Origin of the sequence: Parafrankia sp. EAN1pec, assembly GCF_000018005.1 — a bacterium.
In the GTDB taxonomy this organism is placed as follows: domain Bacteria; phylum Actinomycetota; class Actinomycetes; order Frankiales; family Frankiaceae; genus Parafrankia; species Parafrankia soli.
The window spans coordinates 4,656,108-4,673,294 of the sequence record NC_009921.1 but is presented as its reverse complement, the minus strand read 5'-3'; the positions used below and the strand labels follow the sequence as shown (position 1 = coordinate 4,673,294).

Annotated in this window: 14 protein-coding genes and 2 pseudogenes; 5 read left to right on the top strand and 11 right to left on the bottom strand. The window is 70.6% G+C overall.

Translation table 11 applies throughout. The annotated features are described in order from the left end of the window. The gene (locus FRANEAN1_RS18960) at positions 1–432 is read right to left on the bottom strand and encodes an OB-fold domain-containing protein (RefSeq protein WP_020461431.1); all 432 of its coding nucleotides are present in this window, start codon (positions 430–432) and stop codon (positions 1–3) included. 874 nt (positions 433–1,306) lie between these two features. On the opposite strand from FRANEAN1_RS18960, the gene FRANEAN1_RS18955 reads away from it, so the two are divergent. Next, positions 1,307–1,729, top strand: a complete 423-nt coding sequence (locus tag FRANEAN1_RS18955) for a TOBE domain-containing protein (RefSeq protein ID WP_020461430.1) — start codon at positions 1,307–1,309, stop codon at positions 1,727–1,729. A gap of 413 nt (positions 1,730–2,142) precedes the next feature. Here FRANEAN1_RS18955 and FRANEAN1_RS39175 read toward each other — a convergent pair. Then, positions 2,143–3,248: pseudogene (locus FRANEAN1_RS39175) on the bottom strand (transposase). 417 nt (positions 3,249–3,665) lie between these two features. Between FRANEAN1_RS39175 and FRANEAN1_RS18945 the strand changes: the two are divergent. The 4 genes from FRANEAN1_RS18945 to FRANEAN1_RS18930 all read left to right on the top strand — a co-directional run bounded on the left by FRANEAN1_RS18945 (position 3,666) and on the right by FRANEAN1_RS18930 (position 8,892). Further along, a complete protein-coding gene (locus FRANEAN1_RS18945) occupies positions 3,666–5,042 on the top strand; it encodes a transposase (protein ID WP_157472705.1) in 1,377 nt (458 codons plus the stop codon). Positions 5,043–5,444: 402 nt separating this feature from the next. After that, complete coding sequence (locus FRANEAN1_RS18940; RefSeq protein WP_020461427.1) at positions 5,445–6,017, top strand: heme-binding beta-barrel domain-containing protein; 573 nt, start codon at positions 5,445–5,447, stop codon at positions 6,015–6,017. A gap of 532 nt (positions 6,018–6,549) precedes the next feature. Then, positions 6,550–8,175 carry a GMC oxidoreductase gene (locus FRANEAN1_RS18935; RefSeq protein WP_020461426.1) on the top strand — a complete coding sequence of 542 codons (1,626 nt, stop codon included), beginning with the start codon at positions 6,550–6,552 and terminating at the stop codon, positions 8,173–8,175. A gap of 186 nt (positions 8,176–8,361) precedes the next feature. Further along, positions 8,362–8,892: a DinB family protein gene (locus FRANEAN1_RS18930; RefSeq protein WP_020461425.1), complete on the top strand. Its 531-nt coding sequence runs from the start codon at positions 8,362–8,364 to the stop codon at positions 8,890–8,892. A 58-nt stretch (positions 8,893–8,950) separates the two neighbouring features. Here FRANEAN1_RS18930 and FRANEAN1_RS18925 read toward each other — a convergent pair whose 3' ends face one another. The 9 genes and pseudogenes from FRANEAN1_RS18925 to FRANEAN1_RS39170 all read right to left on the bottom strand — a co-directional run. Beyond that, on the bottom strand, positions 8,951–10,174 hold the full coding sequence (locus FRANEAN1_RS18925; protein ID WP_020461424.1) for a cytochrome P450: 1,224 nt from the start codon (positions 10,172–10,174) through the stop codon (positions 8,951–8,953). Positions 10,175–10,592: 418 nt separating this feature from the next. Beyond that, entirely contained in the window at positions 10,593–11,183 is a 591-nt protein-coding gene (locus tag FRANEAN1_RS37230) for a hypothetical protein (protein ID WP_157472704.1), read from the bottom strand. Continuing rightward, the gene (locus FRANEAN1_RS37225; RefSeq protein ID WP_198145330.1) at positions 11,147–11,401 is read right to left on the bottom strand and encodes a DinB family protein; all 255 of its coding nucleotides are present in this window, start codon (positions 11,399–11,401) and stop codon (positions 11,147–11,149) included. The genes FRANEAN1_RS37230 and FRANEAN1_RS37225 overlap by 37 nt, the downstream gene beginning before the upstream one ends. Before the next feature lie 131 nt (positions 11,402–11,532). Then, a complete protein-coding gene (locus tag FRANEAN1_RS18915) occupies positions 11,533–12,750 on the bottom strand; it encodes a DUF2993 domain-containing protein (RefSeq protein ID WP_020461421.1) in 1,218 nt (405 codons plus the stop codon). 35 nt (positions 12,751–12,785) lie between these two features. Beyond that, positions 12,786–13,754, bottom strand: a complete 969-nt coding sequence (locus FRANEAN1_RS18910; protein ID WP_020461420.1) for an SDR family NAD(P)-dependent oxidoreductase — start codon at positions 13,752–13,754, stop codon at positions 12,786–12,788. 61 nt (positions 13,755–13,815) lie between these two features. Next, positions 13,816–14,487: a TetR/AcrR family transcriptional regulator gene (locus FRANEAN1_RS18905; protein ID WP_020461419.1), complete on the bottom strand. Its 672-nt coding sequence runs from the start codon at positions 14,485–14,487 to the stop codon at positions 13,816–13,818. Between the two features lie 154 nt (positions 14,488–14,641). Continuing rightward, positions 14,642–15,454, bottom strand: coding sequence for an SAM-dependent methyltransferase (locus tag FRANEAN1_RS18900; protein ID WP_020461418.1), 813 nt, complete (start codon positions 15,452–15,454; stop codon positions 14,642–14,644). Positions 15,455–15,669: 215 nt separating this feature from the next. Next, positions 15,670–16,830: a hypothetical protein gene (locus FRANEAN1_RS18895; RefSeq protein ID WP_347176672.1), complete on the bottom strand. Its 1,161-nt coding sequence runs from the start codon at positions 16,828–16,830 to the stop codon at positions 15,670–15,672. A 184-nt stretch (positions 16,831–17,014) separates the two neighbouring features. Next, positions 17,015–17,113: pseudogene (locus tag FRANEAN1_RS39170) on the bottom strand (DNA-binding response regulator); the annotation flags it as partial. Positions 17,114–17,187 lie beyond the last annotated feature (74 nt).

Here is a 17,187-nt window from a genome sequence, read left to right as displayed (position 1 = left end):
TCAGTTTCCTCCCTCGGACGGCGCGAACGCGTACGACAGCACCTGGGTACCGTCCTCGTCGGTGCGGAACGGGTAGATCACCAGCTCGAGCCCCATCCCGAACCTGATCTCGTCGGGCTTGCTGACAGTCAGGCGGCCCTCGACGCGCACGTCGTCCCCGAGCTGCACGAGGCCCACCGCGAACGGCTTGAAGGTCTCGGGCGTCTCACCGCTGGCGTAGGGCTCCTTGGGCAGGAACTCCTGGGTGGTCCACGTCCACAGGGTGCCCTCGCGCGGCAGCAGGCGCTGCTCCATCTCGAGCTTGCCGCAGCGCGGGCAGGAATCCTGCGCGGGGAACGTGACCGCCGCGCAGCTGCGGCAGCGGGCGCCGATCAACTGTGGTTTCTCCGCGGGCCAGGTGAACACGTCGGGAGCAAAGGGAATCTGTGCCATCAGAACACTCCTAGCATGGTGACCGGCCACGGACAGGTCACTGAAAATCATCCGGATGTCGGCCGGCGGAGGCCACGGCGCTCAGCTCGGCATCGGACGTCTTCGACGGACCGCACCGGTGTCACCTCGCCCCGGGACTCCGCGAACGCAGGTGGCCGGGTTCCGCCGATCGCGTGGGCCGCGGACCAGCGCACGGCCGGGACGAGGGACGAGCAACGGGATCCGGCCCTCCACATCGTGCGGATCGTGCGCCGGGCGCCGGCGATCAGCGGGTCGCCCGAAGGCGCACAGCCCCCGGGTAGGGGCAGCATATGCACATTCCCGACGTACCCGCACGGGAAACGATCTGGCGGCGGAGCGACGGTCCTGGCAACCGGATCACCGCGGTGGACGGGCCCGCGGCCCGGCCGGGCCGGCCGGGGGTGGCACCCACCGCCGCCCACGGGATGTCGCCGTGACCCACACCGGCCGCGGGCCGCGATGACTCGCGGAGTCGGGCGCCGACCACGGCTGGTGGCGGCCGACGTCGCACGGGACACCGGGCGCGGCACCCGAATCCCGGCCCGCGGCCGGCCGGTATCGCTTTGAACGAGAAAGATCCCGTTCCGCAACCGCGGAGTCACCCGACCCGGGTAACCGTGTTCACGGGGTGAGCAAGGCGCGCCAATCAGCAAAGGCGGCTGCGGGTACACCCACCTGTATCCACACCGCCGGTAGCACGTACCAGTACCTCACCGCTCACATTCGCGAATCTGCCGCAGGCAGGTGACCCACGGTCACGACGAGTGCGTTCCGGCGAGTGAATGGGTAAGAAGGGCTCTCGGGTGCCGCTCGGCGCCCGGCCAGTCATGCTTTCGACACGACGAGGTGGCCAGTGAGCCTGAGCATCCGCAACCAGCTGACCGGAACCGTAAGCGAGATCACCCGGGGGGCGGTGATGAGCACGGTACTGATCACGCTGCCCGGCGGGCAGAGCCTGACCGCGGCGGTGACACTCGACGCCGTCGACGACCTCGGCCTCAAGGAGGGCTCGGGGGTCGACGTCCTGATCAAGTCCACCGAGATCTCGCTGGCCACCGGCAACGTGGACGGCCTGAGCATCCGCAACCAGCTGCGCGGCACCGTCTCGAGCATCGAGACCGGCGGCGCCATGGCCGTGGCACATGTCACCCTCGAGCAGGGCGGCGAGCTCACCGCGGCGATCACCCTCGCCGCCGCGACCGAGCTCGGCCTGGCCGCGGGCACCGCCGTGACCGCCCTGGTCAAGTCGACCGAGGTGGCCGTCGCCGCCGCCTGACGAGCCAGGGCGGCCCGCGTGCCCCCATCTCGTCGGGTACACCTCCCCGCGGCCTCCGGGCCGCGGGGACAGCCGGCCGCCGCCGGCGCGGACCCGACCGGAGGCGATCCGCGGCGGCACCCGGCCGGAACCGATCCGCCGCGCGCATCCGGCCCGTTCCGCGCCACCCGGCCCGTTCCGCGTCACCCGAGCCGTTCCGCTCCAGCCGGCCCCGAACTTCGAAAAGACCGCACATGCGGGTGAAACGAGCTGCTATCTTCGCATCCACGGACGGAGAGCAAGGTCGGGCTCGGCGGACGTTCGGGTCGAAGGGGGCGGCACGTGCAGGACGACGCTCGCTCCGCCAGTCGTGCCCTGCCGCGAAACGTGCTCTTGACGTCCTCCCCCGCGTGAACCGCGGGGGATTCCAACTCCTACACACCCGCTGGAAGGGGTGCGCGGTGTTGAGGTTCGCGGTTCGCGGGCCCGGCCGACGCCGTGCCTCCCGCGCGGTCACGGCCCGTCCGGCCGCGATGTACCCAACCGCGATGTTCATCGCCGCGTTGACGTCGGCGTTGGCCGTGTGTCCGCAGGCAACGCACCGGAAGACCGCTTGGCTCTCACGGTTCCCCGGTGCCACCTGCCCGCAGGCCGAGCAACGCTGGCTCGTGTACGCGGCTGGGATCTTCTCCACCCGGCCGGGAGCCTTCTGCTCCAACCGGTGGACGAGCAGACCCCAGCCGTGGGCGAGGATGCCCCGGTTCAACCCGGCTTTCTGCCGCACGTTTGTCCCAGGCGCCTCGACGGTGCCCCGGGCCGAGCGGGTCATCCCCCTGATCTTCAGGTCCTCGACGCGGATCACGTCGAACCGGCGGGCGAGATCCGTGCTGGTCTTCTCGACCCAGTCCTTGCGCCGGTCAACCTCCCGGGCACGCAACCGTGCGATCTGAACCTTGACGCGGCCGCGCCGCCGCGACCCGCGCCTGGCTTTCGACAGTCGGCGCTGCAACCGGAGCAGCCGTGCCCGTTCCCCGGGTCGCAGACCGGGACAGGACAGCAGCTCCCCGGTCGACAGCGCCGCCGACACCACCACCCCACGGTCCACCCCGACAACCCCGCTCATGCCCGGCGCGGGGATTGGGTCCGGGGCCACGGCGAACGCCACATGCCAGCGACCCGCACGATCCCGCGTCACCCGATACGACCTCGCGCCCGGCACAGCACGGGACCAGCGGAACCGCACCCAGCCCACCTTCGGGACACGCACCCGCGCCCAACGGCGATTCACCCGCCGAACGTCGCCCGGTTTCACCGCCACAATCCGGAACCCCTCACCACGCCCACGCCTACGGAAAGTGGGCCTGCGATGCGAACCGCGGAAGAAGTTCGCCATCGCAGTCGCGAAGTCACGCAGGGCCTGCTGCTGCACGATGATGTTGCCCGCTGCCAGCCACGGATTGTCCGCTCGGGCCTCGGTCAGCTGCCGGTTCTGTTCCGCATAGCCCGGTGCCGGGCCGCGCCATGGCCGGTACACGGCCACACCCTAACATCACCTCATAACGACGAAGAATCCGAACATCCTGCTCTCGGGCGACCCGCACGCCCACTTCGCCGAAATCACGGAATAAGACATCTATTTTCTCATCGGCGAGATCATCCACCTGTTGTATTGCGCTTTTCGACGGCGGTCCGCCTGGCGGCGGATCCCCTGCCCCTGCCCCGCTCCGCGGGAGACCGGATTCCTCCCCGACCTGAAGGACTCCGTTGCCCAATTCGGTCATCCGACGACTCCGTCGCGGTGCGTAGCGGTGAATGGTGAGTGTTCATGCTGGGTGTCATGGGTGGGTTCCGTTGCGACTGCGGTAGTTGCCGTGGGCGAGGATGGCGGCACGGTAGGCGAGGATCCTGTCTGTACGCCCTCGGCCTTGAGCTTGACGACGCAGGCTTCGACTACTCCGTGCTCAGCGGGTTCCGGGCGCGGCTGGTCGAGCATGGCCTGGAAGCCACGGTCCTCGACCTGCTGCTCGCCCGGCTCTCGGAGCTGGGGCTGCTGCGCGCGGGCGGGCGAGCCCGCACGGACTCCACCCATGTGCTCGCGGCGGTGCGTTCGCTCAACCGGCTGGAGTTCGTCGGGGAGACGATGCGCGCCGCGCTGGAGGCGCTGGCCGGGGCGGCCCCCGGCTGGCTGACCGGCGTCGTCGAGCCCGGCTGGGACCGCCGCTACCAGGCACGGGTGGAGTCCTACCGGCTGCCCGCCTCGGCGGCGGGGCGGGCCGAGCTGGCTGTCACGGTCGGCCGGGACGGGTTCGCCCTGCTCACTGCCCTCGGCGCGGCGGACGCGCCGGTGTGGTTGCGCCAGGTCCCCGCCGTCGACGTCCTGCGGATCGCCTGGATCCAGCAGTACCACCGCACCGAGAACGCCGACGGCGGGACGGAGGTGGCCTGGCGGGAGGACAAGGACCTCCCGCCAGGAAGGCTGCGGCTGGCCTCGCCCTACGACCTGGCCGCCCGTTACGGGGTCAAACGCGGGTCCGGCTGGGTCGGCTACAAGGTCCACCTGACCGAGACCTGCAACGACGACACCCCCCATGTGATCACGAACGTGGAGACGACCCACGCCACCATGACCGACCAGGAGACGACCCCGGTCGTGCACACCCACCTCGCCAGCCGCGGGCTGCTGCCCGCCGAGCACACCGTCGACACCGGCTACACCTCCACCGAGCTGTTCCTGACCAGCGCGGCCGAGTACGGCGTCGAACTGGTCGGCCCGCTCGGGGTGAACACCTCCTGGCAGGCCCGCACCCCCGGCGCCTTCGACCTGTCCGACTTCGCCGTCGACTGGGACCGCGAGCAGGTCACCTGCCCGAACGGAGCGGTCAGCAGCAGCTGGCGCACCGAGAAGGCCCGAGGCAAGCCCGTCCTGAAGGTCGACTTCCGCAGGAAGGACTGCCTGCCCTGCCCACTGCGCGCCCGGTGCACCTCCTCGGCAACCAACACCCGCAAGCTCACCCTGCGACACCGGGAACAGCACGAACTGCTCGAACGCCTCCGCGTCGAGCAGGCCACCGACGCCTGGAAGAAGCGCTACGACCGCCGGGCCGGCGTCGAGGGCACCATGCGCCAGGCCACCGCCGTCACTGGTATCCGCCACGCCCGCTACCACGGCCAGGACAAGAACCACCTCGCCCACGTCCTCGCGGCCACGACGGTCAACATCGTCCGCCTCGACGCGTGGTGGACCGGCACCCCGACCGGACGAACCCGGACCAGCCACTGCCCCTCGATCTCGGCGATCCGACCACGCCCCTCGGTCGGGCGACGCTGGCGCTGATGGGTCTGCTCCCGTCGCCCAGCGATCCCGCCCGCGACGGCTGACCCCCGCCTGGCCGCCCGGTCCGCCCGGTGCGTTTGGTGCCGACGGACCTCCCCGCCGGGGACGGCGGGCGCCTGCCGTTCGTCTCCCGGCGGCCGGGCGATGGCCCGACGCCTTGGGGGCCGACGGCTCCCCACCGGAGGCCAACCGGCCGGAAGGGGGCGATGACGCACCGTCATCCACCCCGTCCCACCCGGCCGGGGCCGGCTTCGCGAGCAGGACGGACGTCCCGCCGGCGGGCCGCGGGCGCTCGCCGGCACGGACCTTCAGCAAACGGGGCACTGCGCGTCAATAGGTAATCTCGGGACGATCCGGTATCAGGCCGGCTCGAGATCATGGCCGGTCGAGGAGGACTCAGCGGTGGCGGAAAAGGTTGGCCCGGAGTTCGGTCCGTTGGCGGCGCTGGCCGGCGAGTGGGAGGGCGACCAGGGGGTGGACGTCGCCTTCGGGAACACCGAGGGCTCGATGATCACGACCCCGTTCCGCGAGCGGGTCACCTTCAAGCCGTTCGGCCCGGTGGACAACGGCACGCAGCATCTCTACGGCCTGGATTACCACATGGCCGCCTGGCGGGCCGGCGAGGAGAACCCGTTCCACACTGAGATCGGCTACTGGCTGTGGGACGCCGAGCTCGGGCATGTGATGCGCTGTTTCATGGTTCCCCGCGGCCAGGTGTTGATCGCCGGCGGCACGGTCGCGCCGGACGCGACCACCTACACGCTGCGCGCGGAGGTCGGCTCGACGGTGTACGGCATCCTGTCCAACCCATACCTCGCGCGCGCCGCGAACACCACTCTCTACGAGGTGACCATCTCCGTCGCCCCGGACGGCAGCTTCACCTACGACTCCACCACCACGATCGACCACGCGCGGGTGTCCGAGCCGGTCGCCCACACCGACCACAACGTGCTGCGCCGGCTGCCCGAGGCGTAGCCGAGGCCGCCCACCAAGCCCAAGCCCAGCGCCCTCGCACGGCACCTTCGCATACTCCACCTTCATACAAACCACCGAGCGCCGGACTGGAACAGTCCGGCGCTCGCGCATGAGGCGGCCCTTCTCGCGCGCCCCCAGGCCACGGCGGCCGCGATGCCGGCGCAGCGTGAACTGCACATATGACAAACAGGTCGCCCCGATCAGGAATCCGCACAGGAAACAAGGCGCCCTATTTTCAAAAGAGGCGACCATACGGGCACACATCTGTCTATTGACACGTGAGCCGTTACTAACGATGCTGGGTGACGCCCAGAGCGGGACATTTCCCCGCTCGCGCCAGGCCGGACCGCACAAGCCACCAGAGCATCTGAATTCTCTGCAGCGGACGCACCCCCCGGCAATTGACCCTGCCTGCGTCTGCCCGAATTTCGTGACTTACGTCGGCGCACCCCCGCGGGCCGGTGGACCCTCGTCCACCCGCTCGCGGCCGAAGGATGCGCATCATGCCCGCAATTCAACTCTGGAGTCCACCATGCCCGAAAACACGCCCGACGCCGTCGAATCCACCCCCGGCCTCAACCGCAGGCACTTAATCGGCACGGCGGCGATCGGCGCCGCCGCGGTCGGCGGTTTCACCGCGGGACCGGGTGCCGTCCGGGCCCGGGCCGCCACCCCCGTGCCGGCCACTGTGCAGCAGGAGCGGGCCGTTGTCATCGGGAGCGGCTTCGGCGGCGGCGTGACCGCGCTGCGGCTGGCCCAGGTAGGCGTGTCGACGCTGGTCCTGGAGCGCGGGCTGCGGTGGCCCACCGGGCCGAACGCAACGACGTTCTGCCGCTTCGCCAACATCGACAACCGCTCCGCCTGGCTGACCGACCACGCCACGGTCGGCGGCGTGGTGAAGACGTGGGAGCCCTACACCGGGGTGATCGAGAGCATTCCCGGCAACGGAATCACGGTGAACTGCGGGGCGGCCGTCGGCGGCGGCTCCCTCATGTACCACGGCATGACACTGAAGCCCTCGAAGGCGAACTTCGCCGCGTCGATCCCGGTGGCCGCGAACCTCTACGACGAGCTGAACCTGTGGGCGTATCCGCTGGTGGCCAGCATGCTGGGAGTCTCCACGATTCCCAACGACATCCTGAACAGCGACCCGTACAAGTCCTCCCGGCTCTTCCGGGACGTCGCTCCGGGCGCGGGCCTGGAGCCGTTCCAGGTTCCCCTGCCGATCGACTGGCAGTACGTGCGCGGTGAGCTGAACGGCCAGTACCAGCCGACCTACACCACCAGCGACATCGCCTTCGGGGTCAACAACGGCGGTAAGCGCTCCATCGACGTCACCTACCTCAAGGCGGCGGAGGCGACCGGCCGGGTCCGCGTCGCGACGCTGCACGTCGTCCGCGACATCGCGCTCGACGCGAACAAGAAGTGGGTACTGACGGTCGACCGCATCAACACCGGCGGCATCGTCCAGGAGACGAAGACCATCGTCGCGGACGCGGTATTCCTCAACGCGGGTTCCGCCGGCACGACCCGCCTGCTGGTGAAGTCCAAGGCGAAGGGGCTTATCCCCAACCTGCCGGACGCCGTCGGAACCCAGTGGGGAAACAACGGCGACCGCATCTACCTGTGGAACGGCATGAACGGCGACATCGGGACCCAGCAGGGTGGTCCCGCCTGCGTCGGCGGTCGCGACACCACCAGCTCGATCCCGCTCACCATCATCCACGCGGGCTCCCCCATTCCGAGTACCGCCGGCAAGCTGATGACGGTCGTCGGCTTCGGGATCGTGAACCCCGCCGGCACCTGGGCGTACGACTCCGCGAAGGACGACGCCGTCCTGACCTGGCCGTCCAGCGGTGACGCCGCGCTGCAGGCGCTGATCGCCGCGCGCATGCAGAAGATCGCCCAGGTGGGCGGCGGCATCATGATCGACACGAACGCCCAGGCGAACTCGACCTGGCACGCCCTGGGCGGCGTGCCCATGGGGTCCGCGGTCGACCTCTACGGCCGGGTCATCGGCCAGAGTGGCCTCTACGTGCTCGACGGCGCGCGGATCCCGGGCTCCACCGGCGCCTGCAACCCGTCCATGACGATCGCGGCCCTCGCCGAGCACAGCATGGCCAAGATCGTGCTCCAGGACGTCGGACGCGTCTTCTAGGTTCCCGCTCCCGGCACGCCCCCGGGGGTACCGGATCCCGCGACCTGCGGAATCCGGTACCCCCGGCCCGCTGCGTCGGAACCGACGCCCGCGCGGCCGGCGCGCGGCGGCCGCCCGCGCCGAACACGACGAACCGGCCGGCGGAGGTGCTCCCCTCCGCCGCCGGCGGCCTCGTACAGTACTGCGATGGGCTCCGGCGTCCCGCTCCTCACCGACGCGTTCGGGCGGATCCGGGAGATCGTGCACGACGTCGTCAGCGGGCTGACCCCGGACGAGCTGAACCACCGGCTGGACGGCCGGGCCAACTCGATCACCTGGCTCGTCTGGCACCTCACCCGGGTGCAGGACGACCACGTCGCCGCCGCGGCCGGGTCGGAGCAGGTCTGGTCCGCGGGCGGCTGGGAGCAGCGGTTCGGGCTGGCCGTACCCACCGGGCCGCAGGCCGGGTACCGGGCGATCGGCTACGGCCACAGCTCGGCCGACGTCGACGCGGTACGCGTCACCGATCCCGGTCTGCTGCTCGGCTACCACGACGCCGTCCACGAGCAGACCGTCCGCTACCTCGGACAGCTGCGTGACGCGGACTTCGACCGGATCGTGGACGAGGCGTGGGACCCGCCCGTCACGCTCGGCGTGCGGCTGGTGAGCGTCGTCGCGGACGACCTCCAGCATGCCGGCCAGGCGGCGTTCGTCCGCGGGCTCGTCCACCCCGGCTGACCGCCCGGCGCTCCCGGCACTCCGGGCTGACCGCCCGGCTGACCGGCACTCCCGGCCGTCAGCCCGCCGGGGTCAGCCGGGGCCCCGGGGTGAAGGTGATCGGCACCGACTGCGGCGCCCGGTTGAACGTCGAGTGGTAGTCGATGTCCGCGCCGGGCTGCAGGCGGACGTCGACGAGGCGCGTGACGATCTCCTCGAGGGCGATGCGCAGGTTCATCCGGGCGAGGTTGGAGCCGGCGCAGCGGTGCGGCCCGGCGCCGAACGCGATGTGCCGGTTGCGGCCGCGGTCGAGGTCGAACGTGTCGGCGTTGTCGAACTCGGACTCGTCCCGGTTCGCCGACGCCCAGTAGATGAGCACCCGCTCACCGGCCTTGATCTGGCGCCCGCCGAGCTCGGTGTCGTGCCGGGCCGTCCGGGCGATGCAGATGAACGAGCCGTCGAGGCGCAGCAGCTCCTCCACCGCGTCGGGGATCAGCTCCGGGTTCTCGCGCAGCCGCGCGAGGATCTCCGGGTGCCGGCAGAACCGGATCATCGACATCCCGAGCGCGCCGGCCGTCGTCTCCAGGCCGCCGAGGACGAGGAGCTGGACCGTCCCGACCGCCTCCGCCGGGGTGATCGGACGGCCCTCGATGTCGGCGTTCATGACGGCGTCGACGACGTCGCCGCGCGGGCCCTCCTCGCGCCGCTTCGCCATGAGCGCCCCGATCCACGCCGCCAGCTTCCCGTGGCTCTCCCGGGACTCCTCCAGGTGCGACAGTGACGCCAGGGTGGCCCAGTGGTTGACCATCTCGAGGTCCTCGGCGGGCGCGTGCAGCGCCATGTCGAAGAAGGCGAGCCCGGGCAGCGGGCGGGCGAACTCCGTCATGAAGTCGCACTCACCGGCCTCGATGAAACCGTCGATGAGCCGGTTCACGAGCGCCCGGGTCTGCTGCTCCCACTCGACGACGACGACCGGCCTGAAGTGGGTGTTTATCAGGCGCTTGAAGGTGCGCTGCAGCGGCGGGTCGATCGTCACCGGCAGGATCTTCATCGGCGTGGGGGTGTGCGGGACGGTGATGCCCAGCTCGGAGCTGAACGTCTCCCAGTCCTGCGCGACCCGGAGCACGTCCTCGTAGCCGGTCACCACCCAGAAGCCGTCGTACTGGTCGCTGTGCGCCACCGGGCACCGCGACCGGGCCAGGGCCAGCGTGGGGTGCAGATCGCGGGCGAGCTCGGGCGAGAGGTGGTCGAAATGGTGCTCGACCCACTCCGCGTCCAGCTGACCGGTAGCTGCGTCCGTCATCTCCACCGCACCTCGCACACGTCCATGTAAACGTCCCCAGTCGGGCAAACGGGCTGTGTCGCGAGCAGCGTACCAGTGAGTGAGTCCTCGCTAATCTTTTGTCGGCTCCGGCCTGAGCAAAGAGCGACCGGCCGGCGCTTCGCGCTGGGGCACAGGGCATCCGGCGACCCACGCGGTCCCCGGACCGCGCGCGGCCGAGGCCGGGAACGGCCATCCAGGACGGCGTTCCGCCGACGCCCACCACCGGCTGTGCGCGCACGGGCCACGCCTCGGTGGCGGGGGCAAGCGAGACCACGCCTCAGTGCCGGGCGTAAGAGCGCAGGTATCGAGGTTCCCGGGTAGCCGGCAGCCGCCTGTGGAACGTCCCCGCGACGGAACCGGCGTGTACCTCGCTTGACGCCCTCTGTGCCGCTTGACGTCAGATGATGATTGATCTGGCAGCGAGCAGATGGTCGGCAAAGTCGAGATCACCCGTCCGCTCGATGAGCTTGAGTTCGCGGTCGCTCAAGGCCCCGGTAAACAGTCGCCAGGCTACTGTTGCCGGCATCCGGACCAAAGTCGACGCGGCAGAAACTCGGCTTTCGGTGAGGTCCCAGCTTTCGCTGCGGCGTTGCAGCGTCCAGACGCCGGCCGTCTCGCCGGTGAACTCAATGACCAGATCGATATCCGGGCCGGTTTTGGACCGGTAGTGGTAGGTCAGGCCCCAGATGAAGACGCGTAGCACAGTGCCCAAGTAGTAGTCGTCATCGAGTCCGGGAGCGCCAACGGCGGCACGGATCTGCCGGCCATGAACCCAGTGCTCGGTGAAATCCCGCCCGATGCCCAGCCATACCGGCACTGGCTCGGGTCCCATCCAGGCAACCCGGCCGGTCGGCGCATCCAACTGCATCTGGCCCCAGTACTCGTCCATCAGCGTCGCGGTGAAACCTAGCAGCTCACGTATCACCCGGGTGCTAAGAACCCGAGTGGTCTTCACCCAGCCGTCGTTCTTGGCATGCAGCGCGGCCACGAACTCCCGGTAGTCGGAGTGCCGGCCAGCAGGCCGGAGAGGTCCTGATCACGTCCGCGAGAAAGCCAGCCGAGATCGTCGTCCACCAGGTGCAAGGCGACGTCCTTGACCGACCAGCCGGGGCAGACCGTCGGCGCGTTCCACTGGTCCGGCGCCAGGCCCTCCAGCAACTCCAGAAGCGCAACCCGCTCCGCCCGCAGGTGCGGTCGAATATCCATCGGCGGCACATCCCACAGGCTCATGGCCGGCATGATGCCGGAGATAAAAGCCGCTTGGCCACAGGATTCCCCCGGTCGGGGGCCCGGCGGCGCCGCGCTGCCGCGGTTGTGCTGGGAGAGCCGCCGGATGGTCAGGTGTTGCCGGGCGGGCACTGACGCGGCGCGGGCTGCTCCGCCGCGGGCAGGACGACGTCGTGGGCGGCGGCGGTCAGCGACAGCCCGGACCCGCCCGTCGACGCCTCGACGATGTCGAGATCCAGCGGCAGCTGGCCGACCGGGATCTTGATCGGGGGCAGCAGGCCGCCCACGGGCACGGGGATCGTGGCGTTGATGGCCCCGCGCAGCGTCACCTCACTGGGGACGAGCGTGAGCACGTTGTCACGGACCTCGAAGGTGGTGACGCCCCCGATCTCCTGTGAGCCGAACAGCCACAGGTCGGTGCGCCCGGAGATCTCGACCCGCCGCCCGCCGTCGACCGGGTTCACCTGGAGGGCGCCGGGCAGCCCGGCCAGGTAGGTGTTGAGGTCGGCGTAGTCAAGCCGGACAGTCGCCCGGATGTCGTCAACAGGCACCGCGCCGACCGACCCGGAGATCATGTCCCCGAGCGGCACGTGGATGCCGGACAGCTGCGCCTGCACGGCGGAGATCCGGGGCCCCGGGGTGGCGATTCCCTCGATCGTCACCCCGATCTCCTTGAACTTGCCGAGCAGGATCTGGGTGAGGAAGGGGAAGCCGCCGATGTGCACGTCGCGCACGGTCGGCGCGGGGGCACCGCATTCCAGGCTCTCCGCCACACTGACCTTGATCTGCTTGGCCATCTGGCCCTCGGCGACCGAGACCGCGGCCCGGTCACCCACCACCAGCAGCACGAAGCCGACGGCCGCCGCGACCAGGGCCCACAGCCACCGGCGCCGGCGCCGGCGCCGGCGCGCCGGAGTCGTACCGGCCGACGGGGTCGTCCCGGCCAGCAGCCGGTGATCGTCCGGGGCGGATCCGTAGGCCATCGTCGGAGGGATCGGCGGGCGGCCGGGCTCGTCGGGCTCGTCGGGCTGGTGGTTCTCCTCCCACCGGTCCGTGCCCCCCGTTCCGCCGGCCGCCGGCCACGCCGGCCGGCCCGATTGGAACGCCCCGGCGGGGGGCGGGGGGGCCGGCTGCCCCGAGCGCGGGCCGGTGGCGGCCGCCGCGCCGGCGCGGTGGTGCAGGTCCATCGTCGGCTGGTCGCCACCCGGCGCGGGCCACTCGCCCGATGCGGGCCACTCGCCCGATGCGGGCCGTGCCCACGGTGAGCGGTGGGCGGGGATGTCGCCCTCGTCCGCGTGCTGGCCCGTCCCGTCACCACCGTGGTTCACCGGGACATCTCCGCTCCGCTCGGCGTCGGCCAGGCTCAGAGCCTACTGCCGCAGAAGTCGGGGTCCACCACCTCGATGCCCGTGCCCTCGGCGTTGACCCGGACGAAGGCGTAGCACTCGCGGAGGCGCCCGAAATCCTCGCCGAAGTCGGTTCTGGTGATGAGACCGCCAGCGTCATAGTCCTCCACGGCGCGCAGGCCGTCCATGAAGGACTGCCTGCTCGGGCACTCCCCGGCCTCCTCCAGCCCGCGGACGAGCATGTCCGCGACGACGTAGGCGGTCAGGGCGAGGGTCTGGTCCGGGTCGACGAGCTGGGGGGCGTACCGGGCCACCGCCGCCCGGTAGGCGCCGAGAGCCGGGGAGCTGACCTGGAACGGCAGGTAGTTGGCATAGGAGGTGACCCCCGCGAGCCGGGCGCCGTAGGTCTGCAGCAGCTCCGCGCTGACCTCGCGGCCGGCCAGGATGACCTTGAGTGGTACCTCGGCCTCGTGCGCGGCGTCGACGAGCTGAGCGAGCGTCTCGGTGTCCATCGCGGCGACGAGGGTGTCGACGCCGTTGTTCAGTATCCACTCGGCGATCCGGGAGGCGCTCGCCCGTCCCGGCTGGTACTCGGTGACCTGCTCCGCGGGAATCTCGACGCCGGCGGCTCGCAGACTCACGATCAGCTGGTCGGCGAACTGCACCGAGGTGCTCCCGCCCGCGTAGTCCCGGACGATCACCGCCCGGGTGCCACCGTGCTCACGGACGACGTGCCCCGAGCCCTGCGCGAGCAGCAGCGGCAGGAAGACGAGGTTGCTGCGCACGACGCCGAGCAGGTTGACGTCGATGACCCGCTGCCACGCCTCGAGCGGGATGTCCTCGACCGCGCCGACGGCCAGGATGCCGACGTTGTTCATGACCACGTCGACCCGCCCGAACCGGGTCAGCGAGTGCGCGGCGGCCCGGCCGATGCCGCTGCCCGCCCCGGTGATCACCGCGACCGCGCCGTCGAGTCTGGCAGTCATGGCGTCCCCGCTCATCCGTGTGGCCGGCGCGCCCAGCCAGCAACCGGCGCGGCGGGCTGGTCTACAGGAAGGCCGGCCACACCGCGGCGGCCGGGTCGGTGCGTTCGAGCACGGCGAGCGTCCGCGGTGAGGCGGGTGCCTTGAGGAAGCCGACCATGCCGTCGAGGAGGTCCGTGACCTGCAGGGCGAAGGGCACCACGGGACGGCCGTGCGTGTGGGCACGCTCCCGGTCGGCGGCGGCGTCGACGATGAACGCCATCGCCTGCGCGACACGGCGGGCACGCAGCGGCTCGACGAGGTGGGGCAGGAACCCGCCCAGGCGCTCCTGGAACTCCCGCGCCGAGTCGCGGAGCGCCGCCGGCAGGCCCTCGAACACGTCACGGCGGCCGTACTGCCGCAGCATGTCGACGAAGCACAGGTAGTGGCTGCCGGGCAGCTCGCTGTGCTCCAGCAGGGTACGCACCTGGCAGTCGAGCAGCGAGCGCAGGTCGTCGGGCCGGTGCTCGGCGATGAGCAGGGTGCGCCGCTCGTGCAGCCAGGGCAGCCTGTACTCGAAGATCGCCTGGACGAGCTGGTCCCGGGAGCCGAAGTGGTACTGCACGGCCGAGTTGTTGCCGTTGCCGGCCGCCGCGCCGATCTGCCGCAGCGAGATCCCGTCCAGGCCGTGCGCGGCGAACAGGCGCTCGGCCGCGCGGACGATCTGCTCCTTCGTCGAAGGGATCACCACCGGCATGCGCCGGATCCAAGCACCGCACCAGAGCGCAAGTCAAGTGCCTTACCGGTAAGACTCCCGACTTCCAGCCTGGTGCTTCGGCGCGCGGGACGCCTGAGGCCGGGCGTCCCGCGCGGCGACGTCGCACGTGGCGACGTCACACGTGGGACACCGGCTACGGCTTGCGGCCGACCCCGCACGACTCCAGCGGCGCGAGCGGCTCGCCCGGCTCCGGGTCGTGGCGCCAGTACGGCGGCGAGACGATGCCGGGCTCGACGAGCTCGAGGCCGTCGAAGAAGCGGGTGATCTCGGCGACCGAGCGGTAGCGGTAGCCGTAACCGGTACTGCCGACCTTGTTCATGTCCTCGACGGTGACGTCCCTGTTCGCGGCCGGCGCGGTGGTCGTGTCGTCGGAGCCGTCCTCGAGCACCAGGAAGCTGCCCGACGGCAGGGCGCCCACCATGCGCCGGGCGATCGAGTAGGCCTCGTCGAGGTCCGGGATCAGACCCATGATCGACATGAACATGAGCCCGATCGGCCTGGTGAAGTCCAGCGTCTCGGCCGCGAAGGAGAGAATCCGGTCGGGGTCGCGCGCGTCGGCGTCGAGGTAGGTGGTGACGCCCTCCGGGGAACTGGTGAGCAGTGCGCGGGCGTGGGTTAGCACCATCGGGTCGTTGTCGACGTAGACGATCCGCGATTCCGGCGCGACGCGCTGCGCGACCTGGTGGGTGTTGTTCTCGACGGGAAGGCCTGTGCCGACGTCGAGGAACTGCCGTACGCCCTCCTCGGCGACCAGGTGGGTGATGGCGCGCGCCAGGAACGCCCGCGACGCCCGTGCCACGTCGACAATCTGCGGGAAGACCGCGATGGACTCGTCGCCGTGGGCGCGGTCGACGGGGAAGTTGTCCTTGCCACCGAGGAAGTAGTTCCAGACCCGGGCCGAGTGTGGCCGGGTGGTGTCGAAGGTCGGGGGCGGATAGTTGGTCACGGCGCGTGAGCTCCCGTTCGAGGGCCATTTCTGGCGAGGGCCGATGCTGTCTCCGTCGTAATGGCGGAATCGTAGAACCTGTTAGGACGATCCCACCGACCGGGGAGGGCGACAACACACCGCGAGGGCGCGACCCCCTTCGGAGGCGCGCCCTCGCTGATGGCTCGAAGCGGCGGGATTCCGCTGTTTCAGGGCTCCGCTACTTCGGGGATCAGCTACTTCAGGGAGACGGACGGGTCGATGAACTCGTCGGTGACGACGTCAGCCGCGGTCAGCCCGGCGGCGGGCGCCGTGCCGGCGGCGGTGAGGACGGGCGTCAGCCGGCCGATCAGGTTCTGGACCCGCGCGGTGTCGAAGCTCCCGAACACGCCGTCGGCCCCGTTCGCGACCAGCCCGAGCTCCCGCTGCTTGGTGTTCCCGTCCTCGAGCAGGCCGGTCGACAGCTCGTAGCCCCCGGTGTCCAGCTTCGAGGTGATCTCGATCATAAGATCGTTGGCCGGCTTCGGGTCGGCCTGGTAGTCCACCATCGCCCGCTGGAACAGCGGCACCAGCGCGTCCAGGCACGCCCGGTTCGCCGCCAGCTTGTCCTTGCGGACGGCGAGCACGTTCGCGTACGCCGGGTAGTCGTCCCCGACGAGGACGTACTTCACCGGCTTGGACCACTCCTTGACGTCGTGCTCGAGCCGGTAGGGCTCGTCGGTGACGAACCCGAGCTGGATGAGCTTGCCGTCCTCGGCCACGAACCGGCTGATCTCCCCGTCGTACGAGGTGTCGACCTGCGGACGCTGGAGCAGGCCCGCGCCGATGAGGACGTCCAGATAGGGCTCGTCGCTGGCGAGCACCGTCTTCCCTGACCGGCCGATGTCGGCCAGCGTGGTGAAGTCGAGCGACGGGTCACCCCAGAAGAACATCAGCGGCGACTTGGCGTAGGGGGCGAGGACCGCGACTGACGGATGGTCCGCCGAGTTGCTGATCATTTCGTCCATGTCCAGGTAGCCGAGCAGGATGTCGTCGTCCGTCTCGAACAACGACGACGCCGAGTCGAAGCCCACCGCCGGGCCGCCGGACCGGATCTCGAGGTTCACGCCGGTCGCGCCGAGCGGCCCTGTCACCCGGAACTTGCCCGCGTCGATCTTCGGGTTCGCGCCGAGGAGCTGGTAGGTGGCGCCGTAGTCGACCTCGGGCCACCAGCTCGTCTGGACGACGACGGTGTCCGGGCAGACCCCCTTGAGCGGGGTGGTGTAGCTCGCCCCGGCGGCCGTCCCGCCGGCAACACCGGCGTTCTCGGGCTCGTCCTGGGAGTCGCCGCAGGCGGCCAGGCCGAAGGCCAGCCCCACGGAACAGACCAGGGCCGCCACCGTACGAAGTCTCGTCACGTGTGCTGCTCTCCTCGGCGCAGGAAGGAAGGGAGGTACGCGGGACGCGGACCCAGGAGAGGCGAGTCGCCAGAGTGACAACCGCATGCTGTCTCCGTCACCCCCGAATGGGCGATAGCCTCCCACGTCGGACACGTCCGGCAGCAAGCGCCCTCCCGGCTCACGCCTCCAGGAACCGCAGAACCACCAGCCGCAGCACCTCCTGCTCGCGCGGCGTCAGCCGCTCCAGCGGGTCCGTGCGGCGCCGGACCATCAGCTGGGCGACCACCTCCGGGTCGAGCGCGCAACAGCGCCGGCGCGGTCGCCGCCCTGTTCGGGACGCTGTTCGCGCTGCAGATCGTCGTCGGCCTCCTGCCG

Excerpts from the sequence above, each read along its gene's own strand:
- FRANEAN1_RS37225 (WP_198145330.1), bottom strand. The coding sequence starts at position 11,401 with ATGGATATTCGACCGCACCTGCGGGCGGAGCGGGTTGCGCTTCTGGAG.
- FRANEAN1_RS18925 (WP_020461424.1), bottom strand. The coding sequence starts at position 10,174 with ATGACGGACGCAGCTACCGGTCAGCTGGACGCGGAGTGGGTCGAGCAC.
- FRANEAN1_RS18935 (WP_020461426.1), top strand. The coding sequence starts at position 6,550 with ATGCCCGAAAACACGCCCGACGCCGTCGAATCCACCCCCGGCCTCAAC.
- FRANEAN1_RS18930 (WP_020461425.1), top strand. The coding sequence starts at position 8,362 with ATGGGCTCCGGCGTCCCGCTCCTCACCGACGCGTTCGGGCGGATCCGG.
- FRANEAN1_RS18905 (WP_020461419.1), bottom strand. The coding sequence starts at position 14,487 with ATGCCGGTGGTGATCCCTTCGACGAAGGAGCAGATCGTCCGCGCGGCC.
- FRANEAN1_RS18960 (WP_020461431.1), bottom strand. The coding sequence starts at position 432 with ATGGCACAGATTCCCTTTGCTCCCGACGTGTTCACCTGGCCCGCGGAG.
- FRANEAN1_RS18910 (WP_020461420.1), bottom strand. The coding sequence starts at position 13,754 with ATGACTGCCAGACTCGACGGCGCGGTCGCGGTGATCACCGGGGCGGGC.